Annotated in this window: 31 protein-coding genes; 17 read left to right on the forward strand and 14 right to left on the reverse strand. The window is 68.5% G+C overall.

The window, feature by feature from the left end:
- Positions 1–33: 33 nt before the first annotated feature.
- The 6 genes from ACX80W_RS03230 to ACX80W_RS03255 form a co-directional block, all read right to left on the reverse strand.
- Positions 34–696 (reverse strand): GAP family protein, encoded by a 663-nt coding sequence (locus tag ACX80W_RS03230; RefSeq protein ID WP_459280395.1) that lies wholly within the window; start codon positions 694–696, stop codon positions 34–36.
- A complete protein-coding gene (locus ACX80W_RS03235) occupies positions 693–1,202 on the reverse strand; it encodes a TetR/AcrR family transcriptional regulator (protein ID WP_459280397.1) in 510 nt (169 codons plus the stop codon). The genes ACX80W_RS03230 and ACX80W_RS03235 overlap by 4 nt, the downstream gene beginning before the upstream one ends.
- An 88-nt stretch (positions 1,203–1,290) precedes the next feature.
- Positions 1,291–2,136, reverse strand: coding sequence for an aldo/keto reductase (locus ACX80W_RS03240; protein WP_459280398.1), 846 nt, complete (start codon positions 2,134–2,136; stop codon positions 1,291–1,293).
- 199 nt (positions 2,137–2,335) lie between these two features.
- Positions 2,336–2,854: an RES family NAD+ phosphorylase gene (locus ACX80W_RS03245; RefSeq protein WP_459280400.1), complete on the reverse strand. Its 519-nt coding sequence runs from the start codon at positions 2,852–2,854 to the stop codon at positions 2,336–2,338.
- Positions 2,855–2,897: 43 nt separating this feature from the next.
- The gene (locus tag ACX80W_RS03250) at positions 2,898–3,464 is read right to left on the reverse strand and encodes a GNAT family N-acetyltransferase (protein ID WP_459280402.1); all 567 of its coding nucleotides are present in this window, start codon (positions 3,462–3,464) and stop codon (positions 2,898–2,900) included.
- 98 nt (positions 3,465–3,562) lie between these two features.
- Positions 3,563–4,615, reverse strand: coding sequence for a S66 family peptidase (locus tag ACX80W_RS03255; RefSeq protein WP_459280404.1), 1,053 nt, complete (start codon positions 4,613–4,615; stop codon positions 3,563–3,565).
- An 89-nt stretch (positions 4,616–4,704) separates the two neighbouring features.
- On the opposite strand from ACX80W_RS03255, the gene ACX80W_RS03260 reads away from it, so the two are divergent.
- Positions 4,705–5,100 (forward strand): VOC family protein, encoded by a 396-nt coding sequence (locus ACX80W_RS03260; protein ID WP_459280406.1) that lies wholly within the window; start codon positions 4,705–4,707, stop codon positions 5,098–5,100.
- A 26-nt stretch (positions 5,101–5,126) separates the two neighbouring features.
- Here the strand turns inward: ACX80W_RS03260 and ACX80W_RS03265 are convergent, their stop codons facing one another.
- Positions 5,127–5,894 carry a VldE C-terminal domain-containing protein gene (locus ACX80W_RS03265; RefSeq protein ID WP_459280407.1) on the reverse strand — a complete coding sequence of 256 codons (768 nt, stop codon included), beginning with the start codon at positions 5,892–5,894 and terminating at the stop codon, positions 5,127–5,129.
- A 380-nt stretch (positions 5,895–6,274) separates the two neighbouring features.
- Between ACX80W_RS03265 and ACX80W_RS03270 the strand changes: the two genes are divergently transcribed.
- A complete protein-coding gene (locus ACX80W_RS03270; RefSeq protein WP_459280409.1) occupies positions 6,275–6,874 on the forward strand; it encodes an RNA polymerase sigma factor in 600 nt (199 codons plus the stop codon).
- The gene (locus ACX80W_RS03275; protein WP_459280411.1) at positions 6,871–7,656 is read left to right on the forward strand and encodes a peptidase M56 family protein; all 786 of its coding nucleotides are present in this window, start codon (positions 6,871–6,873) and stop codon (positions 7,654–7,656) included. The genes ACX80W_RS03270 and ACX80W_RS03275 overlap by 4 nt, the downstream gene beginning before the upstream one ends.
- Positions 7,657–7,684: 28 nt before the next feature.
- On the opposite strand, the gene ACX80W_RS03280 is transcribed toward ACX80W_RS03275, so the two are convergent.
- The gene (locus ACX80W_RS03280) at positions 7,685–8,413 is read right to left on the reverse strand and encodes a class I SAM-dependent methyltransferase (RefSeq protein WP_459280413.1); all 729 of its coding nucleotides are present in this window, start codon (positions 8,411–8,413) and stop codon (positions 7,685–7,687) included.
- Between the two features lie 22 nt (positions 8,414–8,435).
- The gene (locus ACX80W_RS03285; RefSeq protein ID WP_459280415.1) at positions 8,436–8,927 is read right to left on the reverse strand and encodes a hypothetical protein; all 492 of its coding nucleotides are present in this window, start codon (positions 8,925–8,927) and stop codon (positions 8,436–8,438) included.
- 443 nt (positions 8,928–9,370) lie between these two features.
- Between ACX80W_RS03285 and ACX80W_RS03290 the strand changes: the two genes are divergently transcribed.
- The gene (locus ACX80W_RS03290) at positions 9,371–9,745 is read left to right on the forward strand and encodes a pentapeptide repeat-containing protein (protein ID WP_459280417.1); all 375 of its coding nucleotides are present in this window, start codon (positions 9,371–9,373) and stop codon (positions 9,743–9,745) included.
- A gap of 47 nt (positions 9,746–9,792) precedes the next feature.
- Here ACX80W_RS03290 and ACX80W_RS03295 read toward each other — a convergent pair whose 3' ends face one another.
- Positions 9,793–10,194, reverse strand: coding sequence for a VOC family protein (locus tag ACX80W_RS03295; protein ID WP_459280419.1), 402 nt, complete (start codon positions 10,192–10,194; stop codon positions 9,793–9,795).
- Between the two features lie 177 nt (positions 10,195–10,371).
- Between ACX80W_RS03295 and ACX80W_RS03300 the strand changes: the two genes are divergently transcribed.
- The 5 genes from ACX80W_RS03300 to ACX80W_RS03320 all read left to right on the forward strand — a co-directional run bounded on the left by ACX80W_RS03300 (position 10,372) and on the right by ACX80W_RS03320 (position 12,976).
- Positions 10,372–10,701 (forward strand): PadR family transcriptional regulator, encoded by a 330-nt coding sequence (locus ACX80W_RS03300; RefSeq protein ID WP_459280421.1) that lies wholly within the window; start codon positions 10,372–10,374, stop codon positions 10,699–10,701.
- A complete protein-coding gene (locus ACX80W_RS03305) occupies positions 10,701–11,069 on the forward strand; it encodes a DUF1048 domain-containing protein (protein WP_459280858.1) in 369 nt (122 codons plus the stop codon). The genes ACX80W_RS03300 and ACX80W_RS03305 overlap by 1 nt, the downstream gene beginning before the upstream one ends.
- Before the next feature lie 107 nt (positions 11,070–11,176).
- Positions 11,177–12,016, forward strand: coding sequence for a sigma factor (locus ACX80W_RS03310; protein WP_459280423.1), 840 nt, complete (start codon positions 11,177–11,179; stop codon positions 12,014–12,016).
- A gap of 116 nt (positions 12,017–12,132) precedes the next feature.
- Positions 12,133–12,369, forward strand: coding sequence for a DUF1059 domain-containing protein (locus ACX80W_RS03315; protein WP_459280425.1), 237 nt, complete (start codon positions 12,133–12,135; stop codon positions 12,367–12,369).
- A 229-nt stretch (positions 12,370–12,598) separates the two neighbouring features.
- Positions 12,599–12,976 (forward strand): VOC family protein, encoded by a 378-nt coding sequence (locus ACX80W_RS03320; RefSeq protein WP_459280427.1) that lies wholly within the window; start codon positions 12,599–12,601, stop codon positions 12,974–12,976.
- An 89-nt stretch (positions 12,977–13,065) separates the two neighbouring features.
- Here ACX80W_RS03320 and ACX80W_RS03325 read toward each other — a convergent pair whose 3' ends face one another.
- Together ACX80W_RS03325 and ACX80W_RS03330 are read right to left on the reverse strand one after the other, a co-directional pair.
- Positions 13,066–13,575, reverse strand: coding sequence for a GNAT family N-acetyltransferase (locus tag ACX80W_RS03325; protein ID WP_459280428.1), 510 nt, complete (start codon positions 13,573–13,575; stop codon positions 13,066–13,068).
- 33 nt (positions 13,576–13,608) lie between these two features.
- A complete protein-coding gene (locus ACX80W_RS03330; protein ID WP_459280430.1) occupies positions 13,609–14,097 on the reverse strand; it encodes a GrpB family protein in 489 nt (162 codons plus the stop codon).
- 433 nt (positions 14,098–14,530) lie between these two features.
- Between ACX80W_RS03330 and ACX80W_RS03335 the strand changes: the two genes are divergently transcribed.
- The 6 genes from ACX80W_RS03335 (at position 14,531) to ACX80W_RS03360 (ending at position 19,974) form a co-directional block, all read left to right on the forward strand.
- Positions 14,531–15,943 carry a glycosyltransferase family 2 protein gene (locus tag ACX80W_RS03335; protein WP_459280432.1) on the forward strand — a complete coding sequence of 471 codons (1,413 nt, stop codon included), beginning with the start codon at positions 14,531–14,533 and terminating at the stop codon, positions 15,941–15,943.
- On the forward strand, positions 15,943–16,161 hold the full coding sequence (locus ACX80W_RS03340; protein ID WP_459280434.1) for a hypothetical protein: 219 nt from the start codon (positions 15,943–15,945) through the stop codon (positions 16,159–16,161). Before ACX80W_RS03335 ends, ACX80W_RS03340 begins: the two co-directional genes overlap by 1 nt.
- Positions 16,162–16,266: 105 nt before the next feature.
- Positions 16,267–17,445 (forward strand): glycoside hydrolase family 26 protein, encoded by a 1,179-nt coding sequence (locus ACX80W_RS03345; protein WP_459280436.1) that lies wholly within the window; start codon positions 16,267–16,269, stop codon positions 17,443–17,445.
- 113 nt (positions 17,446–17,558) lie between these two features.
- Complete coding sequence (locus ACX80W_RS03350) at positions 17,559–18,281, forward strand: AAA family ATPase (RefSeq protein ID WP_459280438.1); 723 nt, start codon at positions 17,559–17,561, stop codon at positions 18,279–18,281.
- 416 nt (positions 18,282–18,697) lie between these two features.
- Positions 18,698–19,738 (forward strand): hypothetical protein, encoded by a 1,041-nt coding sequence (locus tag ACX80W_RS03355; protein WP_459280440.1) that lies wholly within the window; start codon positions 18,698–18,700, stop codon positions 19,736–19,738.
- Positions 19,739–19,755: 17 nt separating this feature from the next.
- Positions 19,756–19,974: a hypothetical protein gene (locus ACX80W_RS03360; RefSeq protein WP_459280442.1), complete on the forward strand. Its 219-nt coding sequence runs from the start codon at positions 19,756–19,758 to the stop codon at positions 19,972–19,974.
- 73 nt (positions 19,975–20,047) lie between these two features.
- On the opposite strand, the gene ACX80W_RS03365 is transcribed toward ACX80W_RS03360, so the two are convergent.
- A complete protein-coding gene (locus ACX80W_RS03365; RefSeq protein WP_459280444.1) occupies positions 20,048–20,413 on the reverse strand; it encodes a nuclear transport factor 2 family protein in 366 nt (121 codons plus the stop codon).
- Positions 20,414–20,502: 89 nt separating this feature from the next.
- Entirely contained in the window at positions 20,503–20,955 is a 453-nt protein-coding gene (locus tag ACX80W_RS03370) for a VOC family protein (RefSeq protein ID WP_459280446.1), read from the reverse strand.
- A 154-nt stretch (positions 20,956–21,109) separates the two neighbouring features.
- Here ACX80W_RS03370 and ACX80W_RS03375 point away from each other — a divergent pair, with 154 nt between their 5' ends.
- Together ACX80W_RS03375 and ACX80W_RS03380 are read left to right on the forward strand one after the other, a co-directional pair.
- Positions 21,110–22,297: a glycosyltransferase gene (locus tag ACX80W_RS03375; RefSeq protein ID WP_459280448.1), complete on the forward strand. Its 1,188-nt coding sequence runs from the start codon at positions 21,110–21,112 to the stop codon at positions 22,295–22,297.
- Positions 22,298–22,493: 196 nt separating this feature from the next.
- Positions 22,494–23,207 (forward strand): VOC family protein, encoded by a 714-nt coding sequence (locus ACX80W_RS03380; RefSeq protein ID WP_459280450.1) that lies wholly within the window; start codon positions 22,494–22,496, stop codon positions 23,205–23,207.
- Positions 23,208–23,238 lie beyond the last annotated feature (31 nt).

Genomic DNA, 23,238 nt, shown 5'->3' on the forward strand with positions numbered 1-23,238 from the left:
GGGCTCCGGGCGGCACCGCGCGGCGCGGCCTGCTCAGGGCCACAGAGCGACGGCGAGGACTCCGGCAGCGAGGAGCAGGAGCACGACGGCCGCAGGCACCGACCGCGGCACCGTGCCTGTTGAGAGGCGGTCGTAGACCTTCCGCAGCCGGGCCCGGACCTTGTCCCCGTGGGCCATGCCAAGGGCAAGGAGGACCAGGCACGGGGTGCAGTACACAACGGCGTATCCGACAAGGACGAGCAGACCCGCAGCGAGTCCCGTGTCGGCGTCGATCAGGCGCTCGATGGCAATGAAGTAGGGAAACGCATTGGGCAGGTCAGCACCGGTCATCAGCACGCCAAGGGGAAAGGCGGTCCCGACCCCGAACCATGACGGCAGGTTGACGCCTTTCCGCGGGCGGTCCTTCAGGCGTCGGATGCCTGCCACGAGAAGGGAGGCCGCGGCGACGAGGAACACAATGCGCCGCAGCCAGACAAGGCCGTCTCCCACCACGCCGGCAGCAGCATCCGCGCCGAGGAAGATGGCGGCCCCCAGGAGGGCGACGGTACTCATGGCTCCCAGGACGAAGGTCAGGGCCGAGGCCAGCGGCCTGGTGCGGACCGTCAGCAGGATCAGCGTGATGGCAACGATCGTGACAGGGTTGAAGGAATCCACGATTGCCAAACCGAGGATCGCGGCGAACAGGCCGCCGCTCACCGTCCGGCCGTCCTAGGCGCCAGCCACTCGAGCACCGCTTCGAGGGGCGGCAGGCGGCCGCCCGTGACGGCATTCATGACCATGCCGTCACCCAGGAGCCGAACGACGGCGGCCGCAACCGGGTCGCCAAGCTCATCGGCAATCATGCGTTCCCAGCGCCGGGTGGCTTCCGCCGAACGGTTCAGCAGCGCCTCCGTTGTCGACCCGGCGTCGGTGAAGGAAACCAGCAGTGCCCGATACAGGTCGGCATCCTCGGGGGACCTTGACAGCCGCAGCCACGTCTCGGCCACGTTTCCGCGCCCGGCCGCCGCTCCCAACTCCGCGTCCATCATCTCGATGGCCTGCTCCGCGATGCCCTCGAACAGTGCCGCCCGGGAACGGAAGTGGTGCATCAACCCGCCCTTGGAGACCCCCGATCGGGTGGCGACGACGTCAAGTGAGGGGATCGAGCCGGTCTCAATTGCGAGCCTCCGGGCAGTGTCCAGGATGCGCTCTCTCTTGTCCATGGAGAGACCATAGCATAAAACCGACCGACCAGTCGGTCGTAGGATGGGCCGGCGACGTGGACCCGGTCGAAGGCCGTCCTGGCCAGGGTCAGTTAACGCGGGCCGATCCCAACCGCACGGTCATGGCCGGGTCGCGGTGGTCGAAGAACAGGGAGGCGCCGGTATCCAGGCCCGCGATGTGCGTCATCTCGTTCTCGGTGAGGGTGAACCCGAAGACATCGAAGTTCTGCGCCATGCGCCCCGGGTCGACGGACTTGGGGATGACGACGACCCCGCGCTGGATCAGCCAACGGAGGACGATCTGGGCCACGGACACGCCGTGGGCCTGGGCAAGCGGGGTGAGCCCGGGATGGGTGAACAGGTTGTTCCGGCCTTCCGCGAAGGGGCCCCAGGACATGATCTGGACGCCGTGGTCCTTCAGAAGGCGCTGGTCCTCGGCGCGCTGGTAGAAGGGGTGCGTTTCGATCTGGTTGACCGCCGGGGGAACCTCGTTGTGGAGGATGAGGTCCAGCAGGCGGTCGGGGTGGAAGTTGGCGACGCCGATGGCCCTGGCCCGGCCCTGCCTGGAGATCTGCTGCAGAGCGCGCCATTCGCTGTAGTAGTCGCCGTAGGGCTGGTGGATCAGGTACAGGTCGACGTAGTCGAGCCCAAGGCGCTGGAGGGAGCGGCCAAAGGCCTGGAGCGTGTTGTCTTCGCCGGCGTCCTGCACCCACAGCTTGGTCACGATGAACAACTCGTCGCGGGGAATGCCGCTGTTGGCCACTGCCCGGCCGACGGCCTCTTCGTTCCCATAGGCCGCGGCGGTGTCGATCAGGCGGTACCCGGCGTCGAGGGCCGCGGAGACGGCTTCCTCGGTTTCATCCTCGGGTATCTGGTAGACGCCGAAGCCGAGGATCGGCATCTCGACGCCGTTGTTGAGGCTGACGGTCTGCATGAAGAGTTCCTTTCGTGAGCGATCCAGGCTCATCACCGCGGCAACCGGCGGGAGGGAGGCCTGCTCCGTAACCAGTGCACCACGGCCGGTGAGCGGTCAACAGTGAAGCATTCTCCGGAACGCCGTTGCAGGGTCTTCACGCTCGGCACCGTGGCTCGACCAGGCGAGGCACCGCTTGGACCGGCCCGAGGGTGGCACCTCAGCGGGGCGTCGGGCCGGTGCGGACGGTGGGCGCGCCGTCACGGTTCCAGCAGAACAGGGTGAGGTGCCACAGCCCGGGCCGCTTCCGGGAAGGGTCGATCAGGCCTCGGGCGCCGGAATGCTCCAGTGCCTTCCGTACCTCCCAGGAAGGGGGCACCCGGCCGGCGGCGACGGGCTCCTGCCAGTCGGCGGCGGCATCGCCTGGATCGATCCCGAGCCCGGCCAGGAGGGCGGGGTCGCGGAGGTCGGCGATTCCGGTGGCGTCGACGTCGAACTCCACGACCTCCAGGTCGGGGGCCCGGTTCCCGGCGTGGGCGATCATCGCCGCGGCCACGCCCTCGGGGGAGGAGCTCAGGTACAGGGTGGGAACACCCGGGCGTGAGTACCGGCCCGCGTTGCGCGATCCCCCCAGGGCGGCTTCCCGGTAGGCGGGGTCGACGGCGCGGTAGAATGTGCCGCGCACCCGCCGGGACAGCGGGTCACCGCCGTCGACCACCGGTGCTCCGCGCTGTGCCATGCTCCCCCTGGGTCGTCCCGGTCCGTCCCCGCCCCCGGACAGCCTATGACCCGGGCTTCCTGAGCGCGGCGTACAGGAGCATATCCCGACGCTCGCCGGCGATTTCCTGATGGCTTCGCAGGAGCCCCTCCCGGTGGAAACCGGCGTAGTCGGCGCTGCGGATCGAGGCGGTGTTCCACGGTTCGATGTAGAGCTCAACCCGGTGCAGCCGGGGGATCGTCCAGGCGAAATCCCGGAGCGCCAGCAGCGCCCGGGCAGCGATCCGCCGGCCGCGCTCACCGGGTATGACGCCGTAGCCGGCCTGGGCACGCCCCTGGTTCAGTTCCCGCGTCCACAGGCCCACCTGGCCGACGCAGCGGCCGCTCCCGGCGTCGACGATGGAGAAGGAGAACCCCGTCCCCTCGGGGTGGCGCTGCCGCTGGCGTTCGACCCAGGCCAGTGCCTCTGCCCGGGACGCCCGGGCAGGCAGGGTGCCGATCATGGGGATGTACTCGTCCCGGGCCAGTTCCATGGCCATCCCGGCGTCCTCATCCCGGAACCTGCGCAGGATCACGCCGTCGTGGCGCGGGTCGATCAGTGGCCACGGCGGTACCTCGGGATTAGCTTCCACCGCCCCAGCGTCGCACACCGCGCCAAACCCCGCTGGCCGTAAAAAGCGGAGTCGCAGTGAGGCACGCATGGGGCGGGCCCGTGCCCGGCGGACCGGAGTCAGTCGTAGGACGCGGTGATGGTGCGGGCGTACCCGTCCAGGGTGATGTGTCCGCCGTAGGGCAGGATCCATTGCGGGCGGGTATGGCCGAAGGGCGGCCCAACGCAGACGACGGCCTGGGGGTTGTACCGACGGATCTCCCCGATGGCGGCCTCCCGCTGCGCCGCCCGCAGGCGGGCGCGTTCCTCCGGCCCGGGCCGGCTCCCAAAGCTGCTGGTCGGGGGCCTGGCGACGAGAACCCCTGCGACGGCTTCCAGTGCACCGCGCTCGCCGAGCGCGCGGAGCCACCGCTTCACCCAGTCGGCCGGTGGGAGCTCCTCGCTGGTTTCAAGCAGCAGGATCGACCCGTGGAGGTCCTCCACCCGGGGCATCCGGCCGGCGAGGGCGAGCTGATCGATGACCTCGAGGCATCCGCCCCAGGTCCGGCCGGACACCAACCGCTCCGGCCCGGCCCAGGTCCACGGCTCGGGGGACTCGCGTTCCCCGAACTCGGTGAGGGCCCGGGGGTCCTGCCAGTCGTGCCCGAAGTCCTCCGATTCGCCGGGGTCCGTGATCGCGAGCTCTCCACCGGTCATCAGGGTGGCCTTCACGGAGGCCAGGTGGACCTCGTCGATGCGGGGGCCGGGTCCGAGGTGCACCTGGGTGGAGCCGCCGTGGAACCCGGTGATGCCGAGTGACCAGAGCCAGTTCAACAGGTTCGTGTTGTCGCTGTAGCCGAGGAAGATCTTCGGGTCGGCCCGGGCGAGCCCGGCGTCCAGATGCGGGATGACGGTGATCTGGTCGTTGCCGCCGACGGTGGCCAGGATGGCCCGGATGGTCGGGTCGGCGAACGCCGCGTTGAGATCGGCGGCCCGGTCCCCGGCCGTTGCGCCCAGCTGCCGGGTCGTCGGGAACTCAACCGGGACGAGCCCGGTTGCGGCCGCGAACCGGTCCATGGCCTGGTCATGGACTTCAGGTGCGAAGCCCGGGGCGGCGAAGGACGGCGATAGAACCGCCACCCGGTCACCCTCACGGAGTTTTGGCGCCGGTCTTGGATTCCCCCATTTTTCCATCCCGCCATTCAAACACGAGGCGCAACTGATCCGGTGTGGCGGCGTGGGACCTACGATGGGACGACGACCCGCCCGACGAAGGACCGACCATGAGAATTGCCCTGACGAGCCTGTTCGTGGACGACCAGCAATCGGCCCGCGCCTTCTACACAGATGTGCTCGGCTTCATCGTGCGCCAAAACATTCCCCTCGGCGATGACTTCTGGCTCACCGTTGTATCGCCCGAATCGCCGGACGGCCCCGAACTGCTTCTTGAACCCTCGCGCCACCCGGCGGTGAAGCCGTACCGCGATGCCCTCGTCGAAGACGGCATTCCCCTTGCCCAGTTTGCCGTCGAGGACCTCGCCGCCGAGCACGCCAGGCTGTCCGGCAGGGGCGTGGTGTTCACCCAGCCCCCAACAGACATCGGCGCCGCTGTCGTGGCGGTCTTCGATGACACGTGCGGGAACCTCATTCAGCTCATTCAGATGAAACCGGCCGAGTAACGCATCGACGCGTGTTGCACCGCTGCTCAGTTGTTGCCTCCGCCCAGCACGTCGACGTGGACGTGGTCGAGGTGGCGCAGGATTTCGTTGGCGGGCTCGGGTGCGTCGTAGGCATGCCACCGCCCCCGGGGGATGTGCGCGCTCCAGAACCGGTCGTCGAAGATGACGTACTGGATGTTCAGTTCCTCCGCATGGGCGACGAGCCACTGGGCGACAAGCCACCCTTCACGCCGGTGCTCTTCCGTCACCGGGCGGAAGAAGATGTCGATGGCCCGGCCGTCGTAGTGCGTCGAGTCCGCTCCGTGTCCCTGTCCGACGCCGCCCGGGGAGAATCCGCCGAGGGGTTGGTCGCCGAACACCTCGGACAGTGCCTGGCGGACCTGTTCGGCCCGCGGCGTCAGGCCCGTGGCGCCCAACTGCTGTTCCGGCAGACCGTCGGCGGCCGAGCCCCGGCAGGTCAGGCTGGGGCCGGCGTTCTCCGGCGGGCCGTCGGCCAGCCGCTGCAGCACCGCTCGATCGATGCCGGCGGTGTCCGGTGCCTCCATCCCGCGGGCCAGGAGTGCCACGGCGGTCGTGGCGAGCTGCGCCTCATCCCTATCGAGGGCGACCTCTCCCTCCGAGGTCCGGACCGTGCACTCCGGGCCCCCGAGCAGGGAGCCGCCGTCGGTGCGCAAGCCGCTGAGCAGGCCGGGCACGAGGAGCACCAGCGCCAGGACGGCCAGCCCCAGCAGGAGAACGCCGGAGAGGGCCACCGCAATGCGGCGCCGACTCCCGGATGTCCTGTCGGTACTCACCACGGTCGTTGAAGGGCCCGTGGCACGGCAAACCTCTGGGTGGGCCTGCCGGCCGGATCGCGGACGAGGGCCACGCCGGGACCAGCGCCGACGGCGTGCCTGCTTTCGATGACGTGCCCCTTCCCGTGCATGGCGATGCTCCAGCCAGGGCGGAGGAGCGCGCTGCTGCAGATTCAACTGACAGCCGGGGTTGATAGTTCCTCCCGCCAGGACCTCGTCATGCGTTTAAAGGCCCGGGGGAATTCGGCATCCGGAGGAGCAATCGCCGGTGGGCCGCCGGCGGGCCGCCCGACCCATCCGGTCAATGAAGGATGGGGCGGCCCCGGAAAATTACCCCGCGATGGGTGAAACCTTCCGTGGCCGGGTGGACACTACAGGGTATGGGGGAACGAAGCGATGACGACAGCGGCCTGTGGTCGCGCAGCCTGAACGGTGACGGTGAGGCATTCGGTGTGCTGTTCGACCGGCACCGGGAGCGGGTGTACCGGCAGGCGTACCGGCTGGCGCCGAATCGGCCGGATGCCGAGGACGTGAGTGCGGCGGCCTTCCTTGAGCTGTGGCGCCGGCGGGCCGGGGTGAGGCTCGTGCAGCGTTCGGTGCTTCCCTGGTTGTTGGTGACCACTACGAACTGCGCCTTGAACCTCCGGCGCTCGAGGCGGCGCTACGACACTGTGCTCAAGAGCCTTCCCCGCAATCCGGCGGCGGCGGACCCGGCAGAGACCTTCCTCCATGAGCATCCATTGGACGGCGTTGATGGACACCTCGCCGAGGCGCTGCGGTCGCTCAAGCCTGTGGACCTGCAGCTGATCACGCTCGTCGCGCTCGAGGGCTATGACATCGCCTCGGAGGCCGCGCTTCTCCAACTGGGCCCTGACGCGGCGAAGACTAGGCTGCACCGGGCCCGGCAACGCCTGCGGGAAGACCTGCCCGAACCCACCGGACCACGATCGCTCGCGCTCGCAGAGGAGGGACAGCAATGAACCTTGATCCAATGGACGACACCTTCGGCCAGGGACTGCGCGCCGTCCTGGTTTCCAGGGTCAATGCATCCTCGCCCGCCGACCTGCGCCGGCACCGGTGGTGGGTCAGGGCGGGGGTCTTCGCCGGCGTCGGGCTGGTCGGAGGAGCGGGGGCGGCCGCTGCCGCCTTCCTGGTGGAGCCGGGTGGGGACATCGTCACCGCGCTCGCCACCGCGGACGAAGGGGTTTACACCGGATCGCAGGCGATCGAGCTGGGGCAGGCGCCCCCGGGTGCCACCCATATCACCATGGAGCTGACCTGCCTGAGTGCCGGAACCCTGTACTGGGAGGACGGGGCGTCAATGAGCTGCGGCCCCAACGACCTTGAGGCGCGGGGCGGCTACACCATCGCCCTGAACCCGGGGGAGCGCTCAACCGGGATCCGCACCAGCGAACCGGACGTACGCTACCGGCTCGAGGCCACCTACGTGAACAAGGCTCCCACCGAATGGGCCGTCAACGAAAACGGCGATACGTACGGCACCGCCAAAGACCACCGGGAGCCGGTCCTCCTTGCAGTCATTGCCAGCAGCGGCGTGCATGGCTATGCCTATTCCGAGGAGCTCGATGAAGCGTCGGGAAGGAACGCCGCGGAGAAGTTCGCCAGCCCCGCCGAGGCTCTCGCCTGGCAGGAAGCGCGGCTGGGGAAGACCTTCGCCGTACCTGTCTACGAATCCGACGGTGAAACAGTGATCGGTGAGTTCATCATCGAGGGACCACCGGATCTGCGCAACGACCCCTAGGAAGCGTTCGGATTCCGCCGCCGCCGGTTCAGGTGCGCCTCAGGACGATCAGCGGCGTGACGTAGTGCTCGGTGGCGGAGCCGCCGAGATCCAGCACGGCCTGTGCTGCCTCCTCGACCTCCGCCGCGGTCCAGTTGCTGAACGTGCTGAATAGGCCATGCACCTGGTCGGCCCGAAGTTCGATGCTCCAGGGGAAGTGATCCGTGGAGGCGTGGACGAACAGCCCGCTCCGGGTCAACTCGCGCACCCATCCCGCCGTATCAAGCTCATCCGGTCCGGGCCTCACGGGAAGATTCCGCCGACGTCGGACAATCTGCCCGGTGCGCTCGCGGAACGGCGTCGGAAAGGCTGGGTCACCGAAGACGGTGCGCCACACGACGAAGCTGCCGCCGGGAACCAGGGCGCGGTGCAGCTTGGGCAGGACGACGTCGAGGTCGAACCAGTGGACGGAGGTCGCGGCCACCGCCAGGTCGAAGCCCGCGTCCGGCACCTCGGCATCCTCTGCCGCGGCCACCTGGACCTGGACCGAGGGCAGTCGCGCGTGCAACCGTGCGGCGAGGTTCTGCCCGGGCTCGACGGCGGTCACGCTCAGGCCTGCGTCCACCAGCGCTGCGGTCGCCTGTCCGGACCCGGCCCCCAGTTCGAGTGCGCGCGTCCCCCGCCGCAGCAGGTTGAGGCCGCGCAGCCGTGTCCACAGGGCGTCCGGGTAGGGCGGGCGGGATTCCTCGTAGACGTCCGCCCGCTGATTGAAGTGCATCGGATCGACCATGGGTTCCCCGCTAGTGCGTGATTGTCAGTGGCTCCACCGGCAGCACACAGGAGGTCCGCTCCCACATCCTGGAGCCCTGTATGCGGTTGTTCCTGCCCGTGTCATCGCACCAGTCAACGTCATCCGGCTCGGCCATAACAGAGGCTTTTCCTACCGCCATCCGGGCCGGAACCGGGAATGTGTAGGCGAACTCGCCGGCATCGGTCATTGGCGCTGTGGTGTCGATGGCCTCGACGCCCCGTTCATCGGTCACGACGATCCGAATCCGGGCGTCATCCCCGTACCGGGGGTCACAATCAACCGGCGGAGCCGCAACGGTCACCGTTTCCCCCGGCGCGGCCGCAGCCGGAGTCACCGAAAAGGCCGGCGGAAAACAGGGAGGTGCGGTGCCGGAGTAGGGAGTGCACGCGGCCGTTGTACCCATCACCGCAGCACCGATTCCGGCGGCGAGGAAGCACCGCGCACCGATCAACCCCTTGTGGCGCCCGAACGGGAGGTTCATCCCCCCATTCTGGCGCCTGTTGCGGTGGCGTCTCACGAAGGAGGCGATTCGTGCCCTGATTGTTGCGCAGAAGGGGAACCTGCCCGGTCGGGCGCGTGTGAAGGCCGCCGCCGGTGGACGTCTCCTCGCCTGGGCCGCCCTGCCGGTGGTATTTTGGCGGCAGTGATCTTCCAATCGTCTCTGTGACCCAGAGCTCAAGCGTTTCCTGTTCGCTCCCTCGCGGAGCGGTGATTCCGCGTGTCCTCGATGGGAACTCCCGCAGCGGGTTCCCCGAGCCTCGGGCCCCTCACCGCACCCATCCCGGGAAAATCACATGCACCCCCACTCCACCCGTCAACGCCATCCTCCACTCCTGCCCTCAGCCGGCAGTCGCTGCGTCCTGACTGCGCCAACTGCTTCACCTGGACCTGCCCGAAATGCACGGCACCGTCAGGACAGTTCTGATGGACGTCAGCGAGGAGGTGCGGGCTGCCTATTTTGCAGCCGGCGATGATCACCTCGACGCCGCACTGCGTCCTGGAGCGGACCTGATGGGATGGGATCTCACGTCGCGGCCGCTGTGCGGGGCGGACCTCCGCGGGGCATTCCTGATCGCGGCGGACCTCCGCGGGGCATTCCTGATCGCGGCGGACCTGCGGTTCAGCGACCTCTCGGGTGCCGATCTCCTCGGCGCGGACCTCCGGGACGCCCGTCTCGACGGCGCGGATCTTTCCCAAGCACTGTATGTGAGCCGGCCCCAACTCAATGCCGCGGGTGGCAGCTGGGCCACCCGCCTCCCAGGCGACCTTCAACGGCCTGCCCACTGGGAGGGCGCCTAGGAGGATCCGCAGTGTGCGCGGTCGGCGGGTCGACGCGCAGCGGCTGTTCAGCGCCCGGGCTCATACCCGATGAGCCAGTGGAGCCCGTAACGGTCCACGACCTGACCGTCCGTCGCACCCCACGGCTTCGGCGACAGCGGGTCGACAACTGCGCCGCCCTCAGCGAGTCGATCGAACCACCCGTGGAGCACCGCCGGCTCGGCCGTACCCAGCAACGAGAGCATGACCCCTTCAAGGCGAACACTCTTCTCGCCCTGCGCAGCATCCGAGCCGGCCAGAGCGACGACGCCGTTGAGCACTCCGTGGGCCACGGCGTCGGCTGGCCCGTCGTTTCGACCGAAGTCCTCGTAGGTATGCAGGGAAAGCTCCCCGCTGAACACGTCAGCGTAGAAGCCGAGTGCCTCCCGCGCCGTGCCGGGGAAGCTGATGTAGAGCTGCGGCGCCGTCATGGGCACATCCTACAAGCCGCGGCAGCGGCGGTAGCTTTCAGGCAGCGGTCGGCGGAACGGGACCGGAACCGAAGACGCCGTGCCGGTCTGGAGTGCATTTCCCAGCCCTCCTGTTACAGCTATTCAGTGTTACTATGTACTGGTACCTAGTAATAATGACTAGCCTGGAGGGGCTCAATGGGCAGGCAGGCAACGGAGATGCTCAAAGGGGTCCTCGAGGGGGTCGTTCTGTCGATGCTTTCGTCCCGTCCCGCCTACGGATACCAGATCACCGCGGGGCTGCGGGACCAGGGCTTCACCGACATCGCCGAAGGGACGATCTACGCGCTGCTCGTGCGGATCGAGCAGCGGCACCTCGTCGACGTGGAGAAGGTTCCCTCGGAGAAGGGGCCCCCGCGGAAGGTGTATTCACTGAACGCGCAGGGGCGGGAGTACCTCAATGAATTCTGGAGGACCTGGAGCTTCCTCACAGAACGTCTCGAACAGCTCCGCGAAGGGAAAAAATGATCATGGCCAACTGGATCGGGGCCATCACCGGCCCGCTCGGGCAGAAGAAGCAGTACAGGCAGCACAAGGCGCGCCTCGAGGCCCTGCCGGAGCCGCATGGCACCGCCGCGAAGGCACTCCACCGGTACCTGATGTACTACGGCGGAGTCACCGACGGCGAGACCATGCTGACCATGATGGGTGACGCGGTCGACCTCTGGGAACGCGCCGCGGCGGACGGCACGCCGGTGCGCACGATCGTGGGGGAGGACCCGGCGGAGTTCGCCGAAACCTTCGCCCAGGCCTACAGCGGCAGGCAGTGGATCGACAAGGAACGCACGCGGCTGGCCAAGGCGATCGATGATGTGGACCGGGCGGGGCCGAGCTGACCACTGGGACGGCGAACCGGGGTCGCTGAGGCTGCCCCGCGGGCGGCGGGCGCTCCGGCCGGCCCGGCCATACCCATCGGAAGTGAACCCGCATATGGTGTCACTTTATGGATCGAAGTGAGCAATTCGAGGCGGAACGCCCCAGGCTTGCGCGCATCGCCAAGAGCCTGCTCGATGACCGTGCCGAGGGCGAGGATATGGTGCAGCAGGCCTGGCTGCGGTTCAATGGCACCGAGGCCAGGATCGACAACCTGCCCGCCTGGCTGACAGTCGTCACTACCCGCCTGTGCCTGGACCGTCTGCGCTCCAAGATTCCCGAGCCGACCGAGCCGATGCGGCTCCTCGAAACCGGGATCTCCCCGGATCCGGCCGAGCAGGTGGTCCTGGCGGACTCCGTTGGGGTCGCCCTGCAGGTCGTCCTGGAACGGCTGTCGCCCGCGGAGCGCGTGGCGTTCGTGCTTCATGACACCTTCAGCGTGGACTTCGCCACCGTCGCGGCGGTTCTTGATGTGACCTCGACGGCTGCCCGCAAGCTGGCCTCGCGGGCGCGGGCCAAGGTGTCGGCGGTGGCACCGCCGGGGACGCCGGCCGACTGGGAAGTCGTGGATGCCTTCCTTGCGGCCGCCCAGGGCGGCGATTTCGGCCGGCTCCTCCACCTCCTTGCTCCCGACATCCTGGTCACCGCGGATGCCGAGGCGGTCGCCGCCGGCACCCCCCAGCGGATCCAGGGACGGGACGACGTCGCCGCGATGTTCGATGGCTCCGCCAAGGCCGCATTGCCTGTGTTTGTGGGCGATCGTCCCGGTGCGGCGTGGTTCCACCGCGGCCGGGCCCGGGTGGCCTTCGACTTCAGCGTCGCGAGCGGGATGGTCCAGGAAATAACGTTCCGCGCCCGGCCGGACGTGCTGGCATCCATCGCGGGGCGGGCCGCTGCGGCCCACAAGTAGCGCCGACCGCGATCCTGCCGGTTCAGGTCGGTCACATCAGCGGCGCCGCATCCGTCATATGGGTAGGACTCGCTTTGAAGTCCCGGCCCAACCCATCACGGCAGAAGGAAACGGCAATGAAGACCATGACATGCAGGCAGCTCGGCGGTCCTTGCGACCTGGAGCTGAGCGGCGATACCGCGGATGACGTCATTCAGGCCCAGGACCGGCACCTCCGGAGTGCGGTCAAGTCCGGCGATGCGACCCACCAGGAGGCGCACGAGGCGATGAAGGGGCGGTGGAGGAATCCGATCAAGGGCATGGGGTGGTACCGGGATACCAAGAAGGCTTTCGCAGCACTCCCTGAGGTGTGACCGCCCCGGTCCCGGGCCCACGGCTGCCCCCTCGGGCGTCCTGGGCCCGATCCCCGGGCAGGATCGGCGCGGACCGGCCCTCATCGCCCGGCCGGCTTCCACGCTGAGCCGGGTCCTGTTAGCTTCGAGGTCGGCAGCAGCCACCGCCGGTCGCCGATCCTGGTGCCGGGCCGGTGGCTGCGAACTCAAAGCCGTTCGACCGCACAGATTCGTGACCAGGAGCCGACTCATGCACCGCAGCCGCTTGTCCACCGTACTGATCGATGCCCCGTCCGGGCAGGCCTCGGCGAGCGCCGCCTTCTGGGCCGGCGCGCTCGGGGTGCCGACCCAAAGCCCACCCGGGGAACCGCAGTTCCAGACCCTGCAGGATTGTGTCCCGAACCTCGTCGTCGCGGTGCAGTCGGTTGAGGACACCGCCCGCTACCACGTCGACATTGAAACGGATGACGTCCCGGCGGAAGTTGCCCGGTTGACCGCCCTGGGCGCCATCGAAGTTGCGAGTTGGCAGGGATGCCACACGCTGCGGGCCCCGGGAGGCCATCTGCTGTGCGTCATCCCGGTCCACAGCGACGAGGAAACCTTTCACGCCCTCGCCCGCACCTGGTGACCTGGGAGTCGGAGCTGGCCGCCCCACGTGTGGGGGAATACCGTCCCCGCTCCGCTGCGGCGCGGTGCCGGCCGCAGGGATCTGGGCAGCTAGATCCCGAAGGGTTCCGCGTAGCGGACGGTTCCCGACGGCAGGGCCCGCTGCGGGTCAAGCGAGAGAGCCGTGAGGGCTTCGTCGGGAACGTCGATGCTTAGCCGGATCCCGAAGCTTGAGGCGCGTTCAAAACCGAAACGGGGGTAATACCCCGGGTGTCCGAGAACCACCACGAAAGCTTCGCCCATTGCCCGGGCGGCCTCCAGGGCAGCGTCGACGGCGGCAGTGCCGGCGCCGGCACGTTGACTGGAGGGAAGAACGGCACACGGCGCGAGGCAGAGGGCGGGCGTTTCACCGATGTGACAGCGCGTGAGCAGGGCGTGTCCGACCGGTTCGTCAGCGGTGGTGGTCACAAGGATGGACAGGCCCTCGATCCAGGCCGGGTCGCCGCGCAGCGCTTCAACGAGGTTTGCTTCAGCTTCGGTTTCGAATGCGGCGGCGTTGATGGCGTGGATGGCGTCGAGGTCGCGGGGTTGTTCTGGGCGGGTTCGCCAGTGGAGGGACATACCCGGATTGTAGGCCGCCCGCTCCCGACAGGTTCAGCTTTCGCCAGCGAGGTCGTCGAAGAACGCCGATTTTGCCGCTTCGACGTCGTCGCTTGTCCGTTTCAGGACGTTGTACTGCTCACGCGCCCCGGCCCGTGATCGCAGTTGCTCCCAGGACCGCACAAACCTCTGGTCGTGCTCGGAGCCGATGACGGTGACTGCCACACCGACAGGGGGCAGGGCGGACCGTTCGAAGACCGCGAAAGAGGCAGTCCAGATCTCCGGCAGGGCCGCCGTGTAGAGGCGCCGAAGCCTAGAGACCGCCACCGGGAAGTCGCTTTCGGCCACCCGGAGGTGAAGGTCGATATCCCCTTTCGTCACGAGGCCCGCAATGCTGCTGCCTCCGGTGAGGAGGAGCTCACCCGGCACCCCTTCGGCATCCATCCTGCTGCGCTCCGCTGCGAGGATGGTGTTCGCACGTTCGACTGATTTTGGTGTGGTCAGCTGCCAGGCGGGCAAAACGTCTTCCTTCCGGTCGTTCATCAGAGGGTTGCGGTCCTCCCGCTGGGAAGAACCGTGGCATCCCGGATCAGTCACGTCATCAGGTATCGGTTCCGCCCGGCCGTCTGGCGGAACCGGGTCCAGTTCGATAGCGTTGGCAGGCTGGGAATTGATGTGTGCCGCACTGCTGGGGTGGGGTGTTCGCGGTAAGTCGATCAGCTGTGTTCCGCAGCACTTGTGAAGAGGTCTCAATCTTATGAATACTCAGGCGCTCAACCCTGCACATTTCCGTGCCCATCCCGTGGCTGGCTGAGGGTCCATGAGGAAAACCGCCAAGCGGGCGCCACGCCACCTGCAACCCCGCCCCCGCCGGGGCTTTACCGCCCCTGGCTCCGGACTCCGCCGGCGCGGGATGGAAACGGTTCCCGGCGAGGGCGCGGCCGCCCGACCCAGACGGGGCCGGTTCCACCGGACGGTGGGTCTGGTCATAGCCCTGCTGGCAGCAGGCGCGGCCGCGTCCCTGTGGGCGGCGGTGACGGTGGGCGGTCCGACCCAGGTCGAGGGTCCGGCCCACGGGGTCATCCTGGGAATCTGGCGCGTGCTCTACAACACGGACATGCCCCCTTTCCGGGTGCTCGCCATCGCCATGGCCCTGGCCGTACTCCTGGCCGCCGGCGTGGCGCTGCTCGAGCAGCGCATCTCGACACGGTCCCGCCGGTCGGCCAATCCGGACATCGCGCCGCTTGCCCCGAAGCTCGTCATGGCCGCCACGAGGGGTGTCTACCACGGTCCGGTCAGCGTCACCGTGCTCATCCCGGCACATAACGAGGAGGCCTCACTGCCCTCCACCATCGCCTCGCTTCGGTCCCAGTCCCACCCCCCGGAGCGGATCATCGTCGTGGCCGACAACTGCACCGACAACACCGCGGCGCTGGCCCGCCGCGCCGGCGTCGAGGTGCTCGAATCGGTCGACAATACACGGAAAAAGGCGGGTGCCCTGAACCAGGCGCTCAGGTTGGTCCTTCCCGGTCAGGGACCGAACGACGTCGTCATGGTGATGGACGCGGACACCCGGCTGGATGCCGGGTTCCTCGCGGCGGCGGTGCGGCGCTTCACCGACGACCGCGCACTGATGGCCGTGGGCGGGCTGTTCTACGGTGAGCCCGGGCACGGGGTCCTCGGGCAGTTCCAACGCAACGAATACATCCGCTACAGCCGCCAAATCAGGCGTCGGCGCGGGCGCGTGTTCGTGCTGACCGGAACGGCATCGCTCTTCCGCCCGATTGCACTGACAACCGTCGCCGGGCAGCGGGGGCTCTCGATTCCCGGCACCCCGGGGGATGTCTACGACACGGCAGCCCTCACGGAGGACAACGAGCTGACGATCGCCCTCAAGTCCCTTGGCGCCCTGATCATCTCCCCGGACCAGTGCACGGTCGTCACCGAGCTGATGCCGATCTGGTCCACGCTGTGGGCGCAGCGGCTGCGATGGCAGCGGGGGGCACTGGAGAACATTGGGGCCTACGGGGTGACACCGCAGACCGTGCGCTACTGGGTGCAGCAGCTGGGCATCGGGTACGGAGTCATCGCGCTCGGTGCATACCTGCTCCTGGGCGCACTCCTGCTGCTCTCCCTCGACGCCTGGGTGTGGTTTCCATTCTGGCTGGGCCTCGGAGCCCTGTTCATGATCGAACGGGTGTGCACCGTCTGGAAAGGCGGGTGGCGTGCCCGCCTGCTGGCAGCAACGCTCCTGCCCGAGCTTTGCTTCGACATGTTCCTCAACATTGTCTACGTCAAGGGAATCATCGATATCTCACTCGGCCGCACCGCGGACTGGAAGCACGTTTCCCATGCGGGCGTCCTGCGCTCAGAGGCGGCAGCGTCGTGATGGGTGCACTGCGCGTTCCCCTCGGGCTGGTCTTCCCCGAGTCGATCCTGGACAGCGAAGTGTTCGCCGTCCTGGCGACCTTCGTGGCCATCAACACCGTCATGTACGCCGCCCTTGCCATCGTCAAGGTGCTGCCCAAGGCCCATGTTCCCGGCTGGCTGCGCCCGCGCCGGGAGCGCAGCGAGAACCGAAGCATCCACCCCGACGCCCACCCCTAGCCGCCGCCGTTCCCGGAGCGGACCCGCACGGAACCGGCACCCGGCGCCGACCGCCCCGGTTCCGGGCGGCACCGGCGCGGTGCCCGGTGCCGGTAGATTACTGCCGTGGTCTCAAACCTTCTCCGGACACTTTCCGCGTTCCTGGTGCTGGCGCTGTGCGCCTGCACCCCCAACCCCGCCGCTGCCCCCTGCGGGCCAATCGATGGTCGCCGCCTGGCCCCGCAGGACGGAACGCTCATGGGGGTGAACCTTGAGTGGGGCCGCGAGACGCTGGCCCAGTATTCCGCCAAGTTGGGGCAGCGTCCCGCCGTTGCGGTCTCCTTCGCTGACTTTCCGTTCTCGGCGGAGGACCCGAGCCTGATCAGCGCTGCTGCGGAGCAGGTCCGGCAGGAGGGAGGAATACTGCTGCTGACGCTGGAACCGCAGCAGGGCCTGGCCGAGGTCACCCGGGAACGTGCCGAGGGGCTCGCTGCATTGCTCGCGGGGTTCAATACGAGCGGGGTTCCGGTCATCGTCCGCTTCGCGCACGAGATGAACGGCTCCTGGTATCCCTGGGGCCAGCAACCGCAGGCGTACATTGCAGCGTTCCGGCGGATAGCCGAGGCCATCCATCAGGGCGCGCCGGGCTCGGCGATCATGTGGGCACCGAATTATGGCGGCGGCTACCCCTTCGCCGGCGGCTCCCACGAATCCCTGCCGGGCACCGCCGGCTTTCCCCTCCTCGACACGACGGGTGACGGTGTCCTCACCGCCCACGACGATCCCTACGCCCCCTACTACCCGGGGGACGACGCCGTCGACTGGGTCGGCATGTCCCTTTACCACTGGGGGGACGCCTACCCCTGGGGAGAAAGCGAGATTCCCGAGGCGGGCAAGTTCGCCGATCAGCTCACCGGAGACTACAACGGCCGCAACGGCGACGAGTCGATGCTGCCCGACTTCCATACCGAGTACGGTGTCGGGCGCGGTAAGCCCGTTGCCATTCCGGAGACTGCGGCACTGGTCACCGATGACATCGACGGGCTCCGGGAGCTGAACATCAAGCGCGCCTGGTGGGAGCAGGTGTTCGATCCGGCCGTGCAGGAGGAATTCCCCCAGCTGAAGATGGTCAACTGGTTCGAGTGGAACAAGCTGGAACCGGAGATCGGTGCCGCCGTGGACTGGACGGTGACCGGGGACCCCTCCATTCGGTCGGCCTTTACGGCGGCCCTGCCAGCCTGGTACCGCTTCGCTGAGGAACCCGAGAACTGCGGGGAGCAGCTTGGGCCACCCAATTCACCCTAGCGGAGGACACCACAGGGCGGCTATCGGGCCAGAACGCCGGGAACCGGTCACGGACACCGTGCAGGCCCGCGCCGGGCCTGACCGTGACCTGGCCCGGCGTGTCAGACTGGCGCATGAGACTTCAGCAGTTCCCTCTCCGGAGCGTACGCGAGCAGGCCGCGAACGGCCTCGACCGGGGCGCCTGGCCGGCGACGCTGGCACCGGTCCGCCAGCTGCTGGACGACGGACTCGTCCTCGGCCCTGCGACTGTGCTGGTGGGGGAAAACGGCTCCGGCAAATCAACGATCATCGAGGCGCTTGCCGTTGCGTACGGGCTTTCGCCCGAAGGGGGATCGACCGGGGCCCAGCACAGCACCCGTGCCACCGAGTCCACGCTGGGGGACCACCTGCAGCTGATCCGGAATGCCGGTGCGGCACGGCGCGGATACTTCCTGCGGGCCGAAACAATGCACGGGTTCTACAGCTACCTCGAGGCAAACCCGAGCATGAGCCGGACCGACCTCGCCTTCCACGAGATGTCCCACGGCGAATCGTTCCTGCAGCTCGTGGGTGACCGCTTCAAGGGCCCGGGACTCTGGGTCCTTGACGAACCGGAATCGGCGCTTTCCTTTTCCGGATGTCTCGCCCTGCTGGGAGTCCTCAAGGCTGTCATCGCCACAGGCAAGTCACAGGTGATCATGTCCACCCACTCACCGTTGCTCGCGGCGCTGCCGAACGCACAGATTCTTGAGCTGGGGGAGTGGGGCTACCGCCGCCGGCAGTGGGAGGACCTCGACCTGGTGGCCAACTGGCAGCGTTTCCTCACCGCTCCACAGCAATACCTCAAACACCTTTGATCAACGACCGGCCCCTCCGAGGGCCCGGAAGGCGAAAGGGAACTGGACTACGCCCTGCGGTTCCTTCAAGGCCTCGACCTCTTCGCCCTTCGGGAGTTGGAGCGCGAACTGGTCCGCCCTGACAGCATGATCACCGGGCCCGACCCGCGCAGGGGCGTTGCGGGTCTGGCGGTCTTCCTCGGCCGTCGCTATGCCGCGGCTGTCCCCGACTCCCCGTATCGACAAGGTACGCCTGTTCCGGTGGTGCGCGCGAGGTTGCTGGACACCCTGGTCTTCCGGGAAGTACGCCTCGCCCACGGCGACACCATGTTCGACCGGTCCGTACAGGGGGTCAAGGACGCCTTGGGGTTACAGACCGACGACAGCCTCGCGGAGGCAGGATTCCCCGGTACGGGGCACCGGGCGTCTTCCTGCCCGTGGACGTCGCAGCCTGCCTTGCGACGGTACAGCTGAGCAGAACCTCGGCCCACATCACGGCGTCGATGGGATATTCGGGGATCGACGCCTATGCTGATGCACTCGACGCCTGCCACTTCATGAGCGGCCGGTTCGCGCGCTACCTCCTGCGGACCCGGCCCCGCCCGGAGAAGCTGGCGGCCATGGCGGCACGCGGACGGCTCGAGGCCTTCGGGATCTCGCCCACCGACATCGACATCGACCGCCTGCGGACCGCGCTCGCGAAGCTGGATGGCGCCTTGCCCACGCTCAGCAGTCGGTACTCCATGGAGGGAACCGTTGGGGAGCGGGCTCCCGGGAGTCCGTCGGTCGTCCCCAGGCCGAAGGACGAGGCCCGGTTGGCCTTCACCGTGTCCCGGGGCCCGGAGCGCCCCCGGGCCGCCGATGAAGCCCACGAGCACCGCCTGTCCCGCAGGGGGTGGGCCACGTGGATGCAGGAGCGCCGGATCGTCCTCGCGGCAATTGGGGCGGCCGCCGCGGTTTTCCTCTGCTGGTGCTCGGCACGCGTGGTCTCCCATGACCTGTCCACGGGTCTCGTCGTCCTCGCGGGCCTGATGGGCGTTCGAGGTGCGTTCGCCCTGTCCAACCTCCTCAACTGCCGGGCGGAGGCCTTCTTCAGGGCAGCCAGCGAACTCGGCAGGTATCCGGTCCTGCAGGGCCGGCGTGACCCGCAGTTCCTGGCGGCGCTTCGCCGGGTGCGCCCGGACGTCTTCGCCGGGTCCCGGCACGCGGGTCTTCCCCGGCTCGTCACAGTCCTCGCGGAACGCAACGGAATTCTGCTCCTGGGCCGCGGTCCGCGCCCCCGGATCGTCGCCGCATTCCACTGGCTGCACGTCCCTGAGATCGTCACTCCCCGGATGCGCCAGGAGGGGCGGGTGGGCCGGCCCACCGGGTGGCCTATGTCGTACGCCGGGGCGACGCGGACGTCGTGCTCGGTTTCCCGCTGGAGCGGGCGAAGGCCGTCTGGACAACCCGCAGTTACGTCGAAAACGAGCCGTTAAAGGCCGCGCTCTCGTTCGTGGAGGCGCTTCGGCTTCTGTGGGCTGTCACCCCGCACGGCGGGGGCGGCAACCAGGACGACAGCTCCGAGCGTCTCCGCCTGCTGTCCGGCGCCGACAGCCTTGCGGGAACGGCGTACGAGCGGGAGGCGATCGACTGGCCCATCCGCGGCTCACGCTGCGCGGCGCGGCCGCAGCCCGGCGGGAACAGGCCATTCTCGGAGCGGTCATCGCCCTAACGGCCGTCGTGTGCATCCTCGCCCCTGTGCTGCTGTCCGCGCTGTGAGGCCGGCAAGGGGTGCCGAGGCGACGTCATGCGGTACCGGCGGGATCGAGTTCGACGTTGTAGGACCGGATCCTGGCCACGCGTCCGTCCACAAAGTCATAGAGGTCGCAGGATGCCACCCGGCTCAGGCTGCCGTCGGCACCGGAGTACCGGGCGGCGCTGTCCACGACGACGCACTCACCTGCGGCTACCACCCTGAACCGTTCAAAGTCGGTCCGCACGTCCGCGAGGTCCCGTGTGAGCGACCCGCAGATGCCTGCAACCGCCGGCTTTCCGTTTACGTCGTCGCCTCCGACGAGTTCCCAGGTGACGTCCTCATCGATGTGCGGAAGGGCGTCCTCAAAGCGGTGGCCCGAGAAGGCTCTGGCCACCGACTCCATGGTCCTTCGCATAGCGCTGATCCTTTCCCTCCACCCGTGGCGGTCCGCCCGGGTGGGCTTTTCCTTGAACCCCGCCTGCCTCTGAAGACGGAGCCTGTCACTCAGGTAGCCAACCGGGCGCCCCACTCCTGCGGGGGAACGCGACGGGTCTGCTGGGAAAACTCCCAGCGGTGCCCCTCCAAATCCTCGACCGTGTACTGGCGCAGGCCCCACGCCTTGTCAGCCAGGGGCGCGACGATATCCGCACCTGCGGCCCGGGCCCGTTGATGGTGGCGGTCGACGTCGTCAACGAGCACGACGAGCGCTGAGCTGGTGCGCCCAAGAGTCCGGGGGCTCGGCTGGTCCGTGGTGGCGCGGGCCAGCTCCACGAAACCACTATCGATCCGCATTTGCGCGTGCTGGACAACGCCATCGTCGGAGGACCACCGCAGGTGCTCCCGAAGACCGAACACGTCCCGCAGCCACACGAGCGCTCCGCCCACGTCGTCGTACCGCAGGGACGGCATGATCCGTGGGAATCCGTCGGCTGGATCATAGGAGTGGTCGCGAGCCATGGCCAAGTGTTGCAGCGGGCTCAACCACGCGGCAAGCGGGGTGCCTATGAGCGCACGGGTGGAAATTTGAGTGGCGGCTGATCAACGAGCAGGGCTACCGTCGTTCAACCGAGGCCACCGGGTGTGGTGGTGGGACGACCCTCAGGGGGATGCAGTGAGGCTACTGCTGGTGACGGCGGGCTCGCGGGGCGACATCGATCCATTCGCGGTGCTGGCGCGTAGGGCCCGGCGGTCCGGTCATGAGGTGCGGCTCGTCGTGCCGGACAATTCCGGCGTCGATCTGTCCGGCATCGACGTCGCCGGCCTGGGGGTCGATTACACACGGTTGATCGAGCAGCAGGGCGTCTCGACCCTTGCCGCCCTCCGGTCGTACCGCTCCGTGGTGCGTCCGCTCATGCGCGGCGTGATTGTCGGGTCGGCCACAGCGGCGCTTGAGTATCCGCCCGATGTGCTCGTGGCGCACCCCAAAATCCTCTCGGCGCCGCTCATCGCCGACGCGCTCGGCATACCCTTCGTGTGGGTCGAGCTCGTGCCGGCATTGACTCCGACCAGGGCGTTCCCCGCCGCCGGCACGACGAGCCGGAACCTGGGCCCGCTCAATCGGCTTACCTACCGGGCTGCGTCCGGCAGTACGGCGATGTTCCGCCGGGAGCTTTCGGCCGTGGCGGAACTCGTCGGGAGGCGGGGCGGACCACTTCCTCCGCCGGCTGCGACGCTGATGCCGATCAGTCCGGCGGTGCTCCAGCGTCCCGCGGACTGGCCGGCCGCGGTCCACCTCACGGGCCCGTGGCGCGCACCGACCCCGGGCGCCATCCCGCAGGAGGTTTCCGCCTTCATTTCCGGCGGAAATTTCGTCTATGCGGGCTTCGGCTCGATGGCGTCCGGGGATCCGGTGGGACGCGCACGGGAGGTGGTCCGTGGCGTCCGCAGCACCGGTGCCCGCACCCTGATCGCGACCGGCCTCGGTGGCCTGTCCGTTCCCTCCGACATCCTCGGCGAGGATGTGCTGGTGACCGGCTCGGTGGCCCACGACCTGGTGATGCCCCTGGCGCGGGCGGCGGTGCACCATGGCGGGATCGGGACCGTCCAGGCAGCAGTGGCTGCGGGAGCCGTGTCGGTGATAGTGCCCTTCATTGCCGACCAGCCCTTCTGGGGAGCAAGGCTGCATGAGGGTGGCCTTGGCCCACCGCCCGTCAGGCAGCGCGCGCTCACCGCGGGCCGGCTGTCCGCGGCCCTGTCGCAGGCGGCGGACTATCGACCAGCGGTGCAGCAGGCGGCCCGCGTGATGGCGGCGGAGGACGGGCCCGCCGCTGCCGTGGAGCTGCTCGAATCCCTGCGCTGACCCGGTCGTCCGGGCCGGAACGGGCCGGGCCCCGGACCCTCCTTCCGCTACGGCCATGACCGCCAGGTCCCGATGGGCGCGAACACGGCGTGTCCCGGGAAGATGTCCGGACGCCCCGCTCCGCGACCGGTGGTTATTCCGGCCGCGGAGCGCCAAGGCTTGAGGCTCCGTCGTCGGCTGGCTTACGGTGTGGTTCATGTATCTGGAGAACCTTGTGATCGACGCGGCCGAGCCGCAGCGGCTGGGCCGGTTCTGGGAGGCCGCGGTGGGCGGTGAGAGGCTCACCGACGGGTCCGACGCCTTCGAGACGCGGATGGCCGTCCCGGGCGGACCGGTGCTCGACCTGTGCTTCCAGCGCGTCACCGAGCCGCGTTCCGCTCGGGCTCCCCGGCTCCACCTCGACCTCGCCGGTGGGGTGCGGCAGGCCGATGAGGTCGATCGGCTGCTCACGCTGGGGGCACGACCCCTCGACATCGGCCAAGGCGACGTGCCGTGGGTGGTGCTTGCCGATCCCGAGGGAAATCCCTGCTGCGTGATGGAGGAGCGGGAAGCGTACGTTCGCACCGGCCCGATTGCGGCGATGCCACTGGACTCCGCCGATCCGGTCCGTGACGCAGCGTTCTGGTCCTGGCTGACCGGTTGGACCCGGCAACCGGGGAATGTGCTGCGCCATCCCTCGTTGCGCGGCCCCCTGCTTGAGCTGTGCCCTGAAACGGGTCCGAAGGGCCCGGAGAAAAATCGGCTCCACCTCGACATCCGGCTTGAGGCCGGAGATGACCCCGACGCGGTCGCCGCAGGCATTGCCGGGCGCGGCGGCCGGGAGCTCCACCCGGGGTGGGGTGACCTGCCGTGGCGGGTTTACGCCGATCCATCGGGCAACGAGCTGTGCGTGCTGCCGGCGCACTCCTAGGCCCCGGTCGGGATCGTGGCCGTATCACCGT

The sequence above is a fragment of the Arthrobacter melezitosi genome, assembly GCF_054511055.1.